The sequence below is a fragment of the Kitasatospora sp. NPDC034533 genome (assembly GCF_055575155.1).
Genome location: NZ_JBVITE010000042.1, coordinates 40,757 through 56,995, shown reverse-complemented (window position 1 = coordinate 56,995; position 16,239 = coordinate 40,757). Strand labels below are relative to the sequence as shown.

Genomic DNA, 16,239 nt, shown 5'->3' with positions numbered 1-16,239 from the left:
GTCACGGCCACTCCAGAGCGGCCGCCAGTGCCACCAGCTCCTCGCCGACCGGCTCAGCCTGGCCAAGCCGGTCGGCCTCCGGGAGCAGAAGCAGGCCGATCGAGCGGGCCAGGAGCGCGGAGAACTCCGGGCTGCGCTGGTGGTTGCCCTCGATCCACATGGCGTGCCGCAGTGCTCTGACGGTGACTGCCAGGTTGCCCCACCGGCGCCAAGTCCAGGCGAAGTCGGCGTCTGAGCGGGCCAGCCGCCAGGCCCCAACTGCCGCAGCTGACCGCAAGGCCCGTAGGTCTGACGCCAGTTGCGTGATCGGCGCTCCGGCGTCGTTCAGCGCGGTGGCCAGCAGCCCGCGGTTGAACTCCTCCGGCTTGGTGTCGAGCCGCCAGCAGCCGTCCCAGAGCGGGGTCCAGGAGTCGCCACACCCTGGGCACAGCAGGAGCAGCGGGCCGTCCAGACGGCCTTGGGCCACGAACCCGGAGACCGTCCGGCACGGTCCGCGTCCGCAGGACACCACCTGCGGGTAGACCGTCTTCGGGTAGACGACGGGGGGCTTCATCGTCGTGTCCTGGGCGATCTCCCAGCACAGCTGCTCCATCTGCGGGTCGGATCGGGGCACCGTCACGCTCTCGCGCAGGATGCCTTGCTACACCGTGTGCCGCTGTGATCACGTTCTCGGTCTACCACGGCCGCGAACGCCGGGGGGGCGCGTTCGCCGAAACCGGTGTGCGCCCCCTGAGCGCTGGACGCGCGCCGGGTGTCAGTCAGTCCGGCAGGGTGATTCGCTGGTTTCTCCGCGCACCGTCCGGGGCAACTCCGCTGCGCAGCGTGTGAGCGGGCGCGACGGTTCGAGCAGTGCTGCGTGCCTCCTTGCCTGCGGGGCGGCGCCGGGGGGTGGACAGGCCCCCGTCCCCCTTCCGCGGCCCAGTATCCGGGGCCGGCCGTCCGCCTCAAGGGCGCTTCGCGTGGCTGCGCCACCGGCCTGCGGCCGGCCCTTGACCCGGACGCCCTCTTTGCCCCGGACCCCAGGCGGCTATCAGGGGGACGGGGGAGGTGTGTACGGGCTGGTCAGCTGTGCCGCCGTACCTACCTTCCGCGCGACCCACAAACGATCATGAATTCGCCTCGGCCGAAGCGGCCTGAAACCACCAGGATGGTTGACCAAAAACCCTCATTGAGGTATTATTGTTCTTGTTGGGAGGGGATGGCACCCCCGCTCAACAGGCAGAGACCAGGCACCTGTTGGAGGATTTGTGACCACCGTAATCGCCCCCGCTGAGCTGCTGGACGACGAGACCTGCGCGCCGGAGCCGATCGAGCTGGCGAACGCAACCGAGGTCGAACCCGGCGACGAGCCCTCCGCCCCGGGGGAGGTCCCGGCGAAGGTCCTCCTTGAAGGAATCGACCCGGCCGAGCTGATCTTCACGCGCAACGTCCGCAAGGCCGAGCTGACGCCCGACTTCGTCGGCTCGATCAAGGAACACGGCCTGCTCCAGCCGATCATCGCGACCCCCTACGAGGGCGGGATCGCGATCATCCTGGGCAACCGGCGCGCCAAGGGCTCGATCGAGGCCAGCCGGACCGTCGACGTCATCGTGCGCAACGACCTGAGTGCCGAAGAAGCGCGGATCATCGCGCAGCTCGTTGAGAACATGCACCGCGAGGACATGCGCGAAAGCGAGATCGCCGACGCCTACGCACAACTGTCCATCGAACTCGGTCTGGACGCCGACCAGATCGCCGCGCGAGTCGCTCAGGACCCGAAGAAGGTCAGGGCCTCTATTGCGCTGTCCGCGATGCCGAAGAGCGCGCGGCAGGCCGTGGACCACGGCGAACTCACGCTGGAGGACGCCGAGAAGCTGGCCGAGTTCGAGGGCGACCCGAAGGCGTACAAGCGGCTGCTCGACACGATTGAGCGGGGCGGAAAGCTGGAATGGGCCCTCGCGAACGAGAGGCGCAAGGCAGTGACGGCCGTGCTGCGGAAGGAGACCACCCAGGCCCTCAAGGCTACCGGTGTCCGGATGGTCGGCGAGCCGTACGGGTTCGGGTGGAACGGGTCGAAGGAGGTCGGCCTTGACCGTCTCGCCGATGCGGACGGAGTGGTCCTGACTCCGGAGAGCCACAAGGACTGCCCCGGCAACGCGGCGTTCTTCCACGAGAACACGCCCGGTGACGTGAAGGCGAGGTTCCTTTGCCGTGACCCTCACCAGTACGGCCACCATGTGACCGGTTCCTACTCGTTCCTCAGCCCGGAGGAGCAGGCCGCCAGGGCAGCGGCCGAGCAGGCTGATCGCGAGCGTCAGGAAGGGCTGGCGATCGCCCGGGAGATCCGGCACGAGTTCATCCAGGAACTCTGCCGGTCCAAGAAGGTGCCAAAGGGGCTGACCAAGCGGGTGCTTGGGCTGCTGTACAGGTTCGGGGCGGACGAGACGAGCCCTGAGGTTCTGGAGTTCCTCAAGGCGCCGGGCGACGACGACCGCAGCGCGCGGTACGGGCGATTCGTCGGGCGTACGGCTGAGGCGCGGCTGCCGTTGGTGCTGCTCGCCAGCGTCGCGGTCAGGGCTGAGCGCCACGTGAGCGACGTGGTTCGCGGCTGGGGGAAGAAGTGGGCTGCCGTCGCCTGGTTCGAGTTCCTGACCGCCTACGGCTACGAACTGAACGAGCCTGAGATCGAGTTGGTCGACGCACTCCGGGCGAAGATCGCCGAAGCCGAGGCGCGGGCGGCGGCCGAGGCGGAGGCCGCCACCGAGGACGACGACGAAGACGAGGAGCTGACTGGGGAGCACGAGGACGAGGACAAGGAGGACGAGGACGGCCAGGAGGTAGTCGCCGACGCCGAGGAGGACGGGAGCAGCGAAGAGCTGACGGCCCAGGACGAGGACCAGGAAGACGCGTTGGACAGGTACCTCGCGATCGTGGAGGACGGCGAGTCCGACCACCCGGCCAGCGAGGACATGGGGGAGCAAGCTGAGGAAGCCGATTGGGAGGCCCGCTACCCGGAGATCAACGAACCGATCGCGGCCTGACCGCCGGGAGGGGTGAACCCCTCCCCACCAGGCCAGGGGTGTCCGATGGCACCGGACACCCCCGGCCCGCAGACCACACCACCCACGCCGGAGGCCCGCATGCACCTGTACCTCGCCACCACCGACGACCTGCCGCTCACCGTCCGGACTGATCTCGCCGTTCACCTTGCTGGCCGCCATGAGACGCACGCCGTGCTGCTCGCCCGGACGATCCTGATGACCATGCCGTCCGCCCGCATCCGCCTCGCCCACCCGCAGCCTGCCTACGAGGCGTACGCCGCGTGGGCAGGCGCCGCCGACCAGGCAGCCAAGCTGTTCGCGGGGGTGCGGTCCGGCGCCGTCCCGGAGCCCGAGGGCCAGATATCCGGGCACCTGCGCCTTGACGCCCCGGTCCGCCCGCCGATCGTGGAGGCGCTGCCCGCGAAGATCAGCCCCACCCGCGCGCCGCAGCTGCGCGTCAGCATCGGCGGGCTGCTGACAATCGTCACCGACATGGACGCCTTCACCAGCCAGCTCAACCTCTGGACCACGGCCTACCGGCACGCCGCGCGCCGCTGGGACAACCTGCCCGACTTCGAGGAGCTGGCTGCCGGGAAGGTACCGACGTTCGAGGACACCGAGGCCCCCGCGCTCACCCGGGCGGCGGCATGAACAGCACCCGGCCGACCGGCCCGCAGTACGTCACCCTGGTCACCGAAGGCGGCTACCGGATGCACGCCACCATCACCCTGGACTGGGATCACGGAGCAGCCCTGTACCGCGTCGCGGAGCTGGGCGGCACCATCACCGTGGGGTGGCAGCCGGGCCACTACTACCTGAACTGCTGCTCCGGCGACGCCATCGAGATCACGTACGGCAAGCCGACGCCGAGCCCGTTCACCCGGCACTTTGAGGACGCGCCGACCGTTTACGGAGTCCAGCTTGCCGAACGGGCGGTCTTCCACCCCGAGTCGATGAACCCGACCAGTCACAGGTGGTTGGTCGTCCGGCGGGAGATCGGCGGCCACTACAGCCCCAGTGCCCCGGAAGGCACTCAGCGCAGGACCGCCGCCATCGTCTACGCGATCACCCAGCACATGCTCACCCGCTCATGGGCGGCCGAGCTGCGCCGGGCCCATGACGAGCAGCACGCACCCGCCCGGCATCGCCACCACCAAAAGGCCATCCGGGAGCTGGAGAACGAGGTGGCCCAGCTCCAGGAGAAGCTGACCCGGGAGCGGGAACAGGCAGCGGCCCAGGCCGCCTTGACCGAGAAGGCCGAAACCGGCGAGGGCCGCCTGACCCGGCCGCCCGTGCCGGTGGCGGAGGCCCCGCCGATCGCCGCCTGACCCGGCCGCCCGAACCGGCGGCCGGCACCGAGGGGGAGGGGCATCGAGCCCCTCCCCCTCGCGCGCGCCCGCCGACCGGGGCCGGCCACCTGCCGCACCCCTCCCGAGCGCCGGTGTGCCCGTCAGCGCCGGGCACGTACGCTGATGAGAACCACCCGCGCCCGCCCCGCGCGGAGACGAGGAGCAACACCGATGCACGACCCCGACACTCCGGAGAGCCGCCGCCGCGCGTTGTCCTCCGCACTGGGCTCCGTCCAGGCGGAGGGGCTCACCCCCACGGCGGACTACGACGCCGACGCGGAGGAGTACGCCGCCGGAACGATCTCCGCCGACGAACTGGTGGCCCGCGCCGAGGCCCGCCACCGCGCCCCGGGCACCGAGCAGCCGGCCCCCTGATGGCCGACCCGTACGCCGACCCGGACAGCGGCGTTCTGCGGAACACGCTCGGCATCACCGACCACCAGGCCCTCGCCGCCGCCGAGGCTGACATCACCGCCGCCCGCCTCACCCGCCTCGCCGAGAAGCCGATCCCCGGCGCCTATGATTTGGCGCACCTCCAGGCGTTCCACCGGGAGGTCTTCGGCAGCATCTACCCGTGGGCTGGCCAGATCCGCAGCATCGAGATCGCCAAGGACAACACCCGGTTCTGCCTCGTCCGCATGATCCCCGACTTCGCGAACGACACCTTCGGCCGTCTCGCTCGCCGCCAGAACCACCTCCGCGGCCTCGACCGCGACAGCTTCCTCACCGGCCTGGCCGACCTCTACGGCGACGTGAACGCACTGCACCCGTTCAGGGAGGGCAACGGGCGGACGCAGAGGGCCTTCCTGGGACAGCTCGCAGCCGAGGCCGGGCACCCGATCGACTGGACTCGGCTCGACCCCGACCGCAACACGCTCGCGTCCATCGCCAGCTTCAACGGCAACAACGGCCCGCTGCGCTCGATGCTCTCGGACCTCACCGTTGACCAGCCGACACCGAGGACCCGCGCCGCCACCGCGACCAGCATGACCGCCAGGGCAACCCCGACGCCGACACCGGCACCGGTGATCCAGCCCCCGCCGCCGGTCCAGCCGCCCAACCACCCGACCATCCGGCGCTGACCCCGAAACGATGGCGGCCGGTGGACACCCCCGCGAACGGGTTGGCACGGTCCACCGGCCAGAGACCACAGCACCCCCGCGAACGCGGTGGAGCATGCGGACCTCCAGAGTAGAGCACCGTCCGAAGCGCCCCGGCGCTCGCTGACGAACCGCCCAGGCCGCCGCGCCCGGTGGTGGTGGTCGCTGTCGGGGCGAGATTCGGGCGCGCCTTCGGCGCGGCTGCTTTTCTGGTCCGGGCGCCCCGCTGCGCGGTCCCCCCGGCCCCCCTTCGCGGCCCAGTATCCGGAGCCGGCCGTCCGCCTCAAGGGCGCTTCGCGTGGCTGCGCCACCGGCCTGCGGCCGGCCCTTGACCCGGACGCCCTCTTTGCCCCGGACCCCAGGCAGCTATCGGGGGGACGGGGGAGGTGCGCCCTCGTAACTGATGGTCCGTCACCCGTCCTCCCGGGGCGGGGGCCCATACTCCTAGTCTTGACCAAAAACCCTCTTTGAGGTATCCTTGTCTTGTTGGTCGGGGATGGCACCCCCGACCGGCGGACCGAGGCCACAGCGCCCGTACCGAACCCCAAGAGGAGCAGCAACATGGCAGGCGAGACCAAGATGACCCTCATCGGCAACCTCGCGGACAATCCGACCCTCCAGTACACGGACGGCGGCGCGGCGGTGGTCAACATGACCGTCATTGCGAACGAGAAGACGTACGACAGCACGGCCCGCGCCTGGCGGGACGGCGACTCCCTGTCCATGCCGTGCGTCGCCTGGCGCCAGTACGCCGAGCACATCGCGGCGAGCCTGACCAAGGGCACCCGCGTGATCGTCACCGGCACGCTCAAGCAGCGCTCCTGCCAGCCCGCAGACGGGCCCCGCCGCATCTACACCGAGCTGCTGATCGACGAGATCGGCCCGGCGCTGCGCTTCGCCACCGCCGAAGTCACCAAGGCGACCGGGAAGCGCCCGGCCTCCCAGCACGCCGCGCCCGCCCAGGGGGCGCCCGCCGTGACGTGGCCGCCCCGCCCCACCACTCCGCCCGCCGCCAACCCCTGGCCGACCCCGGCCATGGCGGGATGATCACCCGGGCCGGGCGGCACCGAGCCGCCCGGCCTGTCGACCTCAGGCCCCGAGAGGCACATCCGTGAGCAACACCCCGCCCGAGTCCGGGCTGATCAACACCCTCAACACGATCCAGCTCGGCCTGTTCGGCACCGTCATCACCCTCATGGGCTTCGGCGCGGCGTGCGCCGTCCACGACCAGGTCCTCACCACCGTCGTGTTGCTGGCCGTCGCTGTCGGCCTCCTCCGGCTCCAAGCGGTGGTCCTACGCCTGCCGAAGCTCATCAACGGGGCCGCCGAAGCACGCGGCATCCCGCCCTTCCTGCCCGGCGCCCCGGATGCCCGGCGCTGACCGACCCCACCGGCCGGGCCGCCGCGGCCCGGCCGGCCACCCGGAGAACCCTTGATCACCACCCACACCGCAACCCGCCTGCTGCTGCGCTATGGCGTCGAGTACGCAGAGAACGGCCTCACCTACTACACCGTCCGCGCCCCGCACGTCTTCGGCACCATCACCGTGCACCCCGAAGCCCCGCCCGGCGAACGCGACGACCCCGACGCCTACACCAGCTTGCGTCTCGTCTCGGGCCGCTACGACCCGACCGAGAACCCCAGCGGGTACACCGACCGCCTCGCCGTCTACAACTCGTGGATCTACGACGGCATCACCCTGCTCCCGCCCGGTACGACCAGTGACCGCGACCCGTGGGAACAGCTCCACCGCAGCCCCTACGAAGTAGCGACCGAGGCTGCCCGCGCCCGCGCACGGGACGTCGGAGAGAAGATCATCGCCGAGTACCGTGTAGACCTCCACCGCCACGCCCAGCACGCGAACTACCTGCGGGCCGCCGCCGATGAGCAGCTTCGCCGAGCGGCGCGGGAGGCCGACGAACTTCGCCCGGCCGTCCGCCGCCTGGCAGCGCTGGAAGCCCGCATCACCCGCTGGACCCGACTGCGGGGCCCTGAAAGCAGCCCCACCACCGTGGAGGTCGGCGGATTCCTCGCCGACTGGCTCAGCGGCCAGTTCGCTGGACACGAACCCCTCACCCCCGGCGCCCAGGAGTTCTACCGGGCGTGGACCGCCGCCCGCCGACTCGGCGACCGCGCGGCGGTCTTCCAGCCCCGCCGGATCATCCTGCATACCCCCGCCGCGCTCGCAGCCTTCACCGTCTACCTCACCGAGGCTGCCCGCGAGGCGCCCAGTCCAGCCGCCCGTGCCGACGCCCGCAGTCGCCTGCGCCGCATCGCCGCCATCCACCCAGCGCTCGCCGTGGACATCCCCGACCGCGAGGACGAAACCCCGCTCGCCGTGTGAGTCCACGACCACCACCACCGGACTGTCCCCGGTGGTGGTGGTTGCTGCCGGGGGCGGGATTCGGGCGCGCCTTCGGCGCGGCTGCCTTTTCTGGTCCGGGCGCCCCGCTGCGCGGTTCCCCCGGCCCCCCTTCGCGGCCCAGTATCCGGAGCCGGCCGCCCGCCTCAAGGGGGCTCCCTGCGGTCGCGTGGCTGCGCCACCGGCCTGCGGCCGGCCCTTGACCCGGACGTCCTCTTTGCCCCGGACCCCAGGCAGCTGTCGGGGGGACGGGGGAGGTGCGCCCTCGTAACTGACGGTCCGTCATCCGCGCCCCAGGGTGGGTGGCCCTGCTCTCAAGCTTGACTAAAAACCCTCTTTGAGGTATTCTTGTCTTGTTGGTCGGGGAGGGCAACCCCGGCCAGCGCCCACGATTCGACCCCACGCGAAGGGACCTCGTACATGACCATCTCCCTGGCCAAGACCTCCACCCGCAACGCCAACCTGCGCGAGATCGTGGACATCCTGCGGGAGCAGCAGCCCCGCAAGGCCGACATCATCACCCCGGCGCAGAACATCCGCGCCGAAGGCGGTCGGCTGATCGTGGACGGCAGCGACTACGAGTACGACATCACCCCGGACGGGGTCACCCGCAAGGCCACCGAGCTTCGCCTCACCGGCGTCGCCGAGGCGGGGCTGGCCGAGAAGCTGGGCATCCCGGTGGGCTACCTGCGCAAGACCCGCGTCGAAGCCCCGGAGCTGTGGGATCAGAACGTCAACGGCTGGCTGAACCACGAGAGCCGCGAGGCCAAGAGCTACATGATCCGTACGCTCCGGCCCGGCCAGGGCGAGGACACCGGCACGGCCCGCGCTTTCCTCTCCGCGAGCTACCGGATCATCGACAACCTGGACATCCTGACGGCCGCACTCCGGGGCGTCCACAACGCGGGCGTTCAGGTCCGCTTGGACAGCTGCGACCTCACCGACCAGCGGATGTACGTCCGGGTTGTCGCGGACGAGGTCCGCGCCTACGCCCCTGAGCTGCTGCGCAACTACCGCAGCCCGTTCACCGAGGCGCGAGGCAGCGACAACCCCACCGTCTTCGCCGGGTTCGAGATCAGCAACAGCGAGACCGGATGCGGCGCGTTCACGATCGTGCCCCGGCTGGTCGTCCAGGTCTGCGACAACGGCATGACCATCACCAAGGACGCGATGAAGTCCGTACACATCGGCGGACGACAGAGCGACGGCGTGATCCAGTGGAGCGGTACCACCCAGGACCGCACCCTCGACCTGGTCACCGCTCAGACGGCCGATGCCGTCCGCACCTTCCTTGACCATGACTACGTCGTCCGGCAGCTGCGTTCCATCGAGGACAAGGCCGGAGCCCGGATCGCGGACCCCGAGAAGGCGATCACCACCGTAAGCAGCCGCCTGCGCTTCACCGAAGCGGTTCGGGCCGATGTCTTCGCCCACTTCATCCGGGGCGCGGACCTGTCCGCCGGTGGCGTCATGCACGCCGTGACCTCCGTCGCCCAGACCCTCCCCGACGCCGACGAGGCCCACGAACTCGAATCCCTCGGCATCCGAGCCATGGAGCTGGCCGCCTCGCTGTGACCGCCCGCCGCCCGGCCCGGCGGGCCGGGCGGCCCATCACAGACCACCAGCCGCAGCCCAGTGCCCCGAGGGAGACCCCGCCGTGAACACCACCGCCGACCGTCTGCGCGATCTGGTCGCCCAGGTCACCACCTTCGAAGAGGAGTGGGAGGAGAAACTGCGCGCAGCCCTCCCGACCTACGACCCGTTCCGCGACGGTTGCCCCGTCGAACCGTGCGACGAAGTCCGCTACTTCGAGCTGTGCGACGACCGCGCCGCCGAGGCCCGTGACCAGCTCCACAGGACGACCATCGGCATCGAGAAGGTCATCAGCGAGCTGACGGACACCGAGCCTGAGCCCGAGGCCGACCAGCCCGGCTAACCGGGCCAACCGCCGCCCAGCGTGATGCTGGGCGGCCCTCCGGCCGGGAGCGCCGAGGAGCGGGGATCGACCCCGCACCTCGGCCCAACCCCTCCGGCCGCTTTCCCACCGCAGCACCAAGCGCCGCACCGCCCGCCGGCCTCTGCCGCCTGTGGCCAGCCGGCCCCCGGCCCGGGGCGCCGAGCTGCGGGGATCGACCCCGCACCTCGGCCCAACCCCGCGCGGCCCTCCTGCTGCCCACCTTCACCCTTCGCACCACCAGGAGAACCACACCGTGCCGACCCTGCCCCACACCGGGCTCCAGACCCCCGACCAGCCCCGCTACGAGGTCACCGCCTGCCGCGAGTTGGCGCTGCTGCGCGGAACGCCGTTCCTGGCCACCATCAGCCACGGCCACCGCGAGATCGGCACGGCCCAGAACTACGGTGACGGCGACCTCACGGAGTTCGTGCCGCACGGCGACTTCGACACGGCGGACTTCGCGAGCTTCGCCGACGCCTGCCGCCTCGACGGCAAGCCTGTCAGCTTGTCGCTGCTCCTCGACCTGCTGATCGAGGAGTACAACGTCGCCCGCTCGCTCCGGGCCCAGCTGCGCCACGGCCGCACGATGCTGCGTGAGGTCACCGCGGACGGCACCCGTATCACCGGCACCGCCGCGATACCTGACACCGCCGCCGGCCGAAAGCGGCTGCGCGAAGCCCTCGGCCAACCGCTGACCCCCGGCGCCGTCACCGAGTTCTGGAACGGCACCAGCTGGGAGCCCCTGACAGGCGCCTCCGAGTCCTGAGCCCACTCCGGGCTCGGCCCGGCAACCTCGCGGCCGTGCCGAGCTCGGCCAGCCCCAAGCCCCCAACTGCCCAGGAGACCAGCAGCATGCCGAAGTACATCGTTCCCGTCGACGTCATCACCGTGCACGTGGTGCCCGTCCTCGCGTCCACTCCCGAAGCTGCTCAGGCTGAGGCCGAGCGCATCGTCACGGGCGACTGGGAGACCTGGTTCGACCACGCCGAGCCCGTGGTGGTCGGGGACGCCCTCACCGAAGCCGAGTGGGACGCCGAGCAGGAGAGCATCAGCCGCACCGGCACCAGCGGTCAGCCCGGCCCCCTCTCGGCCAGCCGGCCGAAGGACACGGGCCCCGCGGCCAAGCCCCGCGCGCCCCGCACCGATCACCACGCGGACGGCACCGAGTGCCCGCCCACCCACAGGCACACCAGCGCGGGCAAGCCGCTCACCGAGGGGTGCCCCGGGCGGGCGTACTCCAGCACCAGGTGCACGTGCGGCTGGACCACACGCAGCACGGTCAAGGGCTACGTCGACGAATCCCGAAAGCGGCACCGCAGCCAGCACCGCTGACACCAGGCATACCCGGCTGATCAACCGTCGCGGCCCGGAGGGCAACCGGGCCGCGACGACCTCCCACGAACCCGGAAGACCAGCACCACGTGACCACCCCAAACCACCCCGGCGATATAGCGGGACGCGACACCGAGCCCGCAGAGTCCCCACCCACCCGGCTCCAGCTCCCGCGCGACGGCGACGCGCTCACCGCGGACATCGTCGTCGGCGTCCTCGGAGTCGCCGCGTTTGCGGTCAGCTTCAAGCACGTCGTCCAGACCGCCGACCGCGCCGGCCAGACCGGATGGGTGGCCTACGCCATCGCCGTCTCCGTCGAACTGATGGCCCTGGGCGCCGTCTCCGAACTGCGCCGCCGCAAGCGCCACGGACACCCCGCCCGCTGGCCCCGCGCCGTCCTGGTCCTCGGCGTCAGCATGAGCTTGGCCGCCAACCTCGCCGTCGCCCAGCCCACCCCGTGGGGGTACGTGATGGCCGCTTGGCCCGCCGTCGCGTTCCTGGCCGCCGCCGGAATCATCGAGTCCCGCTCCTCAACCCGGCCAGCTCCAGAGGCGCCCCCCTTCGCAACCTGCGGCCCGCCCGCCGACCCCGCGGAAGCGACCGGTGCCGACGAGAACCCCGAGGCTGCCGCGCAGCAGTCTGGCCCAACGCCGGCCGACGAGCCCGAACAGCCGGACGCGGCCGAACCGGACATCGAGGACGAGCCCGCCGACGACGAGCAGACCGACCCGGCACCGCCGATCCAGCAGCGCCCGAGCAAGCTGCACGTCATGACCGAGCTGCTCGCCGCGATGACGGCCGACCCGAACTGGAAGCCCGACTACGACGAGTTGATCCGTACGACCGGCTGGGGCCGGTCGTGGTGCGAGAAGCGTGTGGGCGAAGCCCGCACGCTCCACCGGGGCCGTACGGAAGCTGCCGCCCCCGAGGAGGCCACCGTCCGCACGGGCGAGCCGCAGCCCCTCCACCCGGTCCGTACGCCCCGTGACGCCGACGACCAGCCCGTACCTCCCACCTCCCAGCCCGCACCGAACCCGTACAAGGAACCCGCACGTGAGCACCACCCTCCACATACCGCCGCAGCTGCGTGACGCCGACGCGTACGTGCTGAACAACAGCGCGGGCAAGGACAGCGCCGCGATGCTCCACCTGTGGGCGACTACCGCCACCGCCGAGATGCTGGCACGCACCGTCGTGCTCCACCTCGACCTCGGCGACGCCGAGTGGGACGGAGTACCCGCCCTCGCCAGCGAGCAGGCCGCCGCGTACGGACTGCCCTTCGAGGTCCGCCGCCGCGAACGCGGCGGCCTGCTCGACCTCGTCCGGGCCCGCGGCCGTTGGCCTGGGCCCGGTACCCCCTTCTGCCGCAGTTACCTCAAACGGGACGTGGCCAGGAAGTTCTACACCGAGCTGACCACCCGACTCGGCATCACCGGACGCCCCGCGCACATCGTCACCGAACTCGGACTGCGCGCCGACGAGAGCACCGTACGGGCCCGCCGCCCCGCGATCGCACTGGACCGGGCGGCCAGCTCCGGACGACGCCAGATCACCACATGGCTGCCAATCCACCAGCTCAGCACCGACGACGTGTGGAAGACCGTACGGGCCAGCGGCATCCCGCCCCACCCCGTCTACCAGCACCTGCCCCGTCTGAGCTGCCGCCTGTGCCCGTTCGCCGGACGCGCCCACCTCATCACGGCCGCACGGATGGCACCTGACACCGCACTCGACTACGCCCTGGTCGAGGACGAGATCCGCCAGCCCTTCCGCCGCGACCTCTCCATGGCCGAGATCATCGATGCCGCCGAGCGTACGGACGACAACCCCGTACGGGCCCTGCGCCCCTGCGGGACGCCAACCCGTACGCTCTGGCGCCGTACGGAGGGCTGTGCCGCATGATTCGCACCGCACCCGTACGGGCCGACACCGAGACGCCCATCGTGCTGAGCTACGGGATGGGCCTGGACAGCGCAGCCGTTCTCACCCGCTGGCTCACCGAGCCGGCCACCCGCACCTTCCCGCTCGACAAGCTGACCGTGCTCACCGCGATGACCGGCGACGAGCCGGACGTCACCCGGCGCCTCAACGAGGACCACCTGCTGCCGCTGCTGCGCGACACTGGCACGCGCTTCGTCCAGATCAGCCGCACCAGCCAGGACGGCGGGTACACCGTGCTGGACGACTCCCGCACCCCGCGTCGACTGATCATGAAAGGCCCGTGGCGGCTGTCCGACGAACTCCGCGCCAGCGGTACCGTCCCCCAGATCGCGGCCAAACGCCGGCTGTGCAGCCTGCGCGCGAAAGGCCAGGTACTCGACGAGTGGCTGGCCGACGAGTTCGGCGGCCAGCCCTTCCGACACGTCCTCGGCTTCGCCGCCGAGGAACTGCGCCGTGCGGAACGCGACGAGGGGTTCACCGCCATCGGCCGCCGCCCCGAGTACCCGCTGATCGACCCTTGGGGGTGGGACCGTCAGCAGTGCGCGCAGTATCTGCTCGACCGCTTCGGCGAGCCCTGGTCACGCTCCGCGTGCGGGTACTGCCCCTTCTCCGCCGGGCACCGCGGCCGGGCCGAACTTGTCGAACGCTGGCGTGCGGAGCCGGCCATCGGAGCCCAGGCCCTCGCCCTGGAGTACACCGCCATGGCCCTCAACCCGCGCTCGAAGCTCTACGGCACCGTCGCCGCCCAAGACCTCGCCCGCACCCACGACCTGACCGACGTCCTCGCCCGGTTCGAGGAGGACCTTCAGCGGCAACGATGGAGCGTCTACGAGGTGCGCCGCATCGTCCACCCCCGCCGCGACGACCCCGCGGCCAAGGGCACTGCCTGGCGCAGCGTCCGCACGGTGTTCACCGGGCACCGTAACGACGCCCAGCTCATGCTCCGCTCGGCTTCCGCTGGAACGGCCGTCACCGACACGTACGGCATCACCAGGGCCGAGATCATCCCGCGCACCAGCGGCTACCCGGCGATCGAGATGGCGCTCGCCCTCGCACCGGCCGGAGTACGCGACAAGGAACGGCCCGCGTTCGGCTCCTGGTGGGATCGACTTCACCACCATGCCGCGCCCGGAACCCGGCACCCGGTCACCCTCGCGGCGTGACCTGAACGGAAAGCGGGGGCCAGCAGCACGGCCGAAGCCGTGCCGACCTCTCGGATCGGCTGGGCAAGCTGTCTGGCCCCCTCCCACGAAGGCCGATCCCGAAAGACGGCTACCTCGCGCAGGTAGATTAGTCCATGTCGGAACAGGGAGGCCGTCACTCCCGCCGGCCCCACCCGAAGGAGACCCAGCCGATGGCCCCCGCCGTGACGCTCGCCGAGCGGTTGGCCGCCGCTCCGTCCGACAGCCTCAGCGTTGCCGACATCGCCAGCGCGACTGGCCTGTCCGAGTTCACCGTCCGCCGCCTGATCAAGGACCCGCAGTGGCCGGCGGGCTCCGTGCCGGAGGGCGCGGGGGAGCAGCGGTTCGCGCGCGACGCCTGCGTGAAGTGGATGCGTGCCCATCAGGCCGCTCGGGTCGATGTCACCGAGTTGCCCGGGGCGGACAGCGACCGGGTCACCATCACCGACATCGCGAACCGGACTGGCATCGCGCGCGCCACGCTGAGCCCGATGCCCGCGAAGTACAAGGACAGCAGCGACCCGTTCCCCGGTGGCGACGCCCTCGGCACGTACAACTGGGGCGAGGTCAAGGCGTGGCTCAGCCGGCGCCACCACCGCACCGGCCCGCGTGGCACTGCCGAACCCCCGTCCACGACGAAGAAGCCGACCATCACATCGACGTCGGACGTGCTCACCACCGCCGCCATCGAACGGCTCACCGGCCGGGGCAAGGAAGCCGTCAAGACCCTGGTCCGCCGCCCCGAGATCGCCGATCTCAGCAGCGGCAAGGTCGGTCGCTCGCGGGTGTGGCCCGCCGCCGCCCTGCTGCCGGTGCTCTGGCGTCTCGGCTACCTGCCCGAGTCGGGGCCGCTCTCCCCGGAGCAGACCGCCGTCCTCGTTGAACTCGGCTACCTCCCCGAGAAGGGGAAGCCGAACGCCGAGCAGGCCGCTGCGCTGCTCGCCTTCGGCTACGACCCCGAGGGCACTGTTGAACACCGGGCCTGGCTGGCCGGCCCCCTTCGCTCGGCGACCGAGCTGGCCGCCCACTACGGAGTCACCCTCAGTGCGGTCAGCCGGCGATTGAGCCGCGCGCGGGACGCAGGCGAGCCGGTCCCGACCCCGATCGACACCGACGAGGGCACGCGCTACGACCCCAAGGCGTTCGACACCTTCTGGCGCCGGTAGACCCGCCCCCAACACGACGACGGCGCTGCCGACCATCACGGTCGGCAGCGCCGTCGTCGTTCCTCAGCCCGGGCGTCACCCAGCAGCACCCGGCCCTCCCACTCACCCCGGTACCGCTTCGCCGACCACGGCGCCGCCGGAGCCGGCCGCCGAGCCCACCGGCTTTGCCCCTGCCGCAACCTCCGGCCCGGCTCCGCGCCCGCCGTCCCGCGGCGCGGCCGACCCGGCCGCCTCCGCCAGGATCGCCCGGACATCCACCAGCGCCAGCCCCGTCAGCTCGGCGATCTGATCACGCGGCTCGCCCAGACCGTGGAGTGCCACCACCGCCGCCCGCGCCCGCCGCTCCGGCTCCACTGCAGCCGCCTCCGCGTCCGCCAGGACCTTCGCCGCCCGCGCGCTCGCGCTTGCCCGCAACTGCTCCGCCTTCCCCGTCTGCTCGTAGAAGTCGACCAGCACCGCCTCCACCTGCTTCTCGCGCCGGAGACGCTCCGCATCCCGCGCTGCCTTCGCCTGCTGCGCCGCCCGAACCGCACTGGCCCGCGACGCCGAAATTCGTCCGCTCATGCCAGCACCATAACCGCAAAACCGCAGGTTATAAACCCCTTAGATCCCCTCTCGATAGACATCGATAAACATCGAGAAATATCGATAAGAAAACCGAGAGGCGCATCACCAAAAAGCCTCAAAGGAGGCTCTGAGCTTGCCATATGCCAGCCAGGCCAAGTCATCCAGACACCTCTTGCAGATATTCTGAGCACGGTCCGCTGCGCGGGGCTAAAGTACTCTCATGGCATTTGATGAGGCAGGTGAATCGGCGGCTCGAATAGCCGT

18 protein-coding genes are annotated in these 16,239 nt (G+C 71.0%); 16 read left to right on the top strand and 2 right to left on the bottom strand.

The window, feature by feature from the left end; translation table 11 throughout:
* Position 1 precedes the first annotated feature (1 nt).
* A complete protein-coding gene (locus tag ACZ55U_RS25870) occupies positions 2-619 on the bottom strand; it encodes a hypothetical protein (protein WP_465529438.1) in 618 nt (205 codons plus the stop codon).
* A gap of 628 nt (positions 620-1,247) precedes the next feature.
* Between ACZ55U_RS25870 and ACZ55U_RS25865 the strand changes: the two genes are divergently transcribed.
* The 16 genes from ACZ55U_RS25865 (at position 1,248) to ACZ55U_RS25790 (ending at position 15,408) form a co-directional block, all read left to right on the top strand.
* Positions 1,248-3,020 carry a ParB/RepB/Spo0J family partition protein gene (locus ACZ55U_RS25865; protein WP_465529436.1) on the top strand — a complete coding sequence of 591 codons (1,773 nt, stop codon included), beginning with the start codon at positions 1,248-1,250 and terminating at the stop codon, positions 3,018-3,020.
* A gap of 45 nt (positions 3,021-3,065) precedes the next feature.
* Positions 3,066-3,671, top strand: a complete 606-nt coding sequence (locus ACZ55U_RS25860; RefSeq protein WP_465529434.1) for a hypothetical protein — start codon at positions 3,066-3,068, stop codon at positions 3,669-3,671.
* On the top strand, positions 3,668-4,348 hold the full coding sequence (locus ACZ55U_RS25855) for a hypothetical protein (protein WP_465529432.1): 681 nt from the start codon (positions 3,668-3,670) through the stop codon (positions 4,346-4,348). Before ACZ55U_RS25860 ends, ACZ55U_RS25855 begins: the two co-directional genes overlap by 4 nt.
* A 192-nt stretch (positions 4,349-4,540) precedes the next feature.
* On the top strand, positions 4,541-4,744 hold the full coding sequence (locus ACZ55U_RS25850; RefSeq protein WP_045700686.1) for an antitoxin VbhA family protein: 204 nt from the start codon (positions 4,541-4,543) through the stop codon (positions 4,742-4,744).
* Complete coding sequence (locus ACZ55U_RS25845; RefSeq protein WP_465529430.1) at positions 4,744-5,451, top strand: Fic/DOC family protein; 708 nt, start codon at positions 4,744-4,746, stop codon at positions 5,449-5,451. Before ACZ55U_RS25850 ends, ACZ55U_RS25845 begins: the two co-directional genes overlap by 1 nt.
* Before the next feature lie 579 nt (positions 5,452-6,030).
* Positions 6,031-6,516 carry a single-stranded DNA-binding protein gene (ssb, locus tag ACZ55U_RS25840; RefSeq protein ID WP_465529428.1) on the top strand — a complete coding sequence of 162 codons (486 nt, stop codon included), beginning with the start codon at positions 6,031-6,033 and terminating at the stop codon, positions 6,514-6,516.
* Positions 6,517-6,580: 64 nt separating this feature from the next.
* On the top strand, positions 6,581-6,850 hold the full coding sequence (locus ACZ55U_RS25835) for a hypothetical protein (RefSeq protein ID WP_465529426.1): 270 nt from the start codon (positions 6,581-6,583) through the stop codon (positions 6,848-6,850).
* Positions 6,851-6,901: 51 nt separating this feature from the next.
* Complete coding sequence (locus ACZ55U_RS25830; protein ID WP_465529424.1) at positions 6,902-7,813, top strand: hypothetical protein; 912 nt, start codon at positions 6,902-6,904, stop codon at positions 7,811-7,813.
* A 438-nt stretch (positions 7,814-8,251) separates the two neighbouring features.
* Positions 8,252-9,406, top strand: a complete 1,155-nt coding sequence (locus ACZ55U_RS25825) for a DUF932 domain-containing protein (protein WP_465529422.1) — start codon at positions 8,252-8,254, stop codon at positions 9,404-9,406.
* Positions 9,407-9,488: 82 nt separating this feature from the next.
* Complete coding sequence (locus ACZ55U_RS25820; RefSeq protein ID WP_465529420.1) at positions 9,489-9,767, top strand: hypothetical protein; 279 nt, start codon at positions 9,489-9,491, stop codon at positions 9,765-9,767.
* A gap of 274 nt (positions 9,768-10,041) precedes the next feature.
* Positions 10,042-10,554: a hypothetical protein gene (locus tag ACZ55U_RS25815; RefSeq protein ID WP_465529418.1), complete on the top strand. Its 513-nt coding sequence runs from the start codon at positions 10,042-10,044 to the stop codon at positions 10,552-10,554.
* Between the two features lie 86 nt (positions 10,555-10,640).
* A complete protein-coding gene (locus tag ACZ55U_RS25810; RefSeq protein WP_465529416.1) occupies positions 10,641-11,120 on the top strand; it encodes a hypothetical protein in 480 nt (159 codons plus the stop codon).
* Between the two features lie 89 nt (positions 11,121-11,209).
* Complete coding sequence (locus ACZ55U_RS25805; RefSeq protein WP_465529414.1) at positions 11,210-12,211, top strand: DUF2637 domain-containing protein; 1,002 nt, start codon at positions 11,210-11,212, stop codon at positions 12,209-12,211.
* Positions 12,174-13,022 carry a phosphoadenosine phosphosulfate reductase domain-containing protein gene (locus ACZ55U_RS25800; RefSeq protein ID WP_465529412.1) on the top strand — a complete coding sequence of 283 codons (849 nt, stop codon included), beginning with the start codon at positions 12,174-12,176 and terminating at the stop codon, positions 13,020-13,022. Before ACZ55U_RS25805 ends, ACZ55U_RS25800 begins: the two co-directional genes overlap by 38 nt.
* Positions 13,019-14,224 (top strand): hypothetical protein, encoded by a 1,206-nt coding sequence (locus ACZ55U_RS25795; RefSeq protein WP_465529410.1) that lies wholly within the window; start codon positions 13,019-13,021, stop codon positions 14,222-14,224. The genes ACZ55U_RS25800 and ACZ55U_RS25795 overlap by 4 nt, the downstream gene beginning before the upstream one ends.
* A 191-nt stretch (positions 14,225-14,415) precedes the next feature.
* A complete protein-coding gene (locus ACZ55U_RS25790; protein ID WP_465529408.1) occupies positions 14,416-15,408 on the top strand; it encodes a helix-turn-helix transcriptional regulator in 993 nt (330 codons plus the stop codon).
* 102 nt (positions 15,409-15,510) lie between these two features.
* Here ACZ55U_RS25790 and ACZ55U_RS25785 read toward each other — a convergent pair whose 3' ends face one another.
* A complete protein-coding gene (locus ACZ55U_RS25785) occupies positions 15,511-15,972 on the bottom strand; it encodes a hypothetical protein (protein ID WP_465529406.1) in 462 nt (153 codons plus the stop codon).
* Positions 15,973-16,239: the final 267 nt, after the last annotated feature.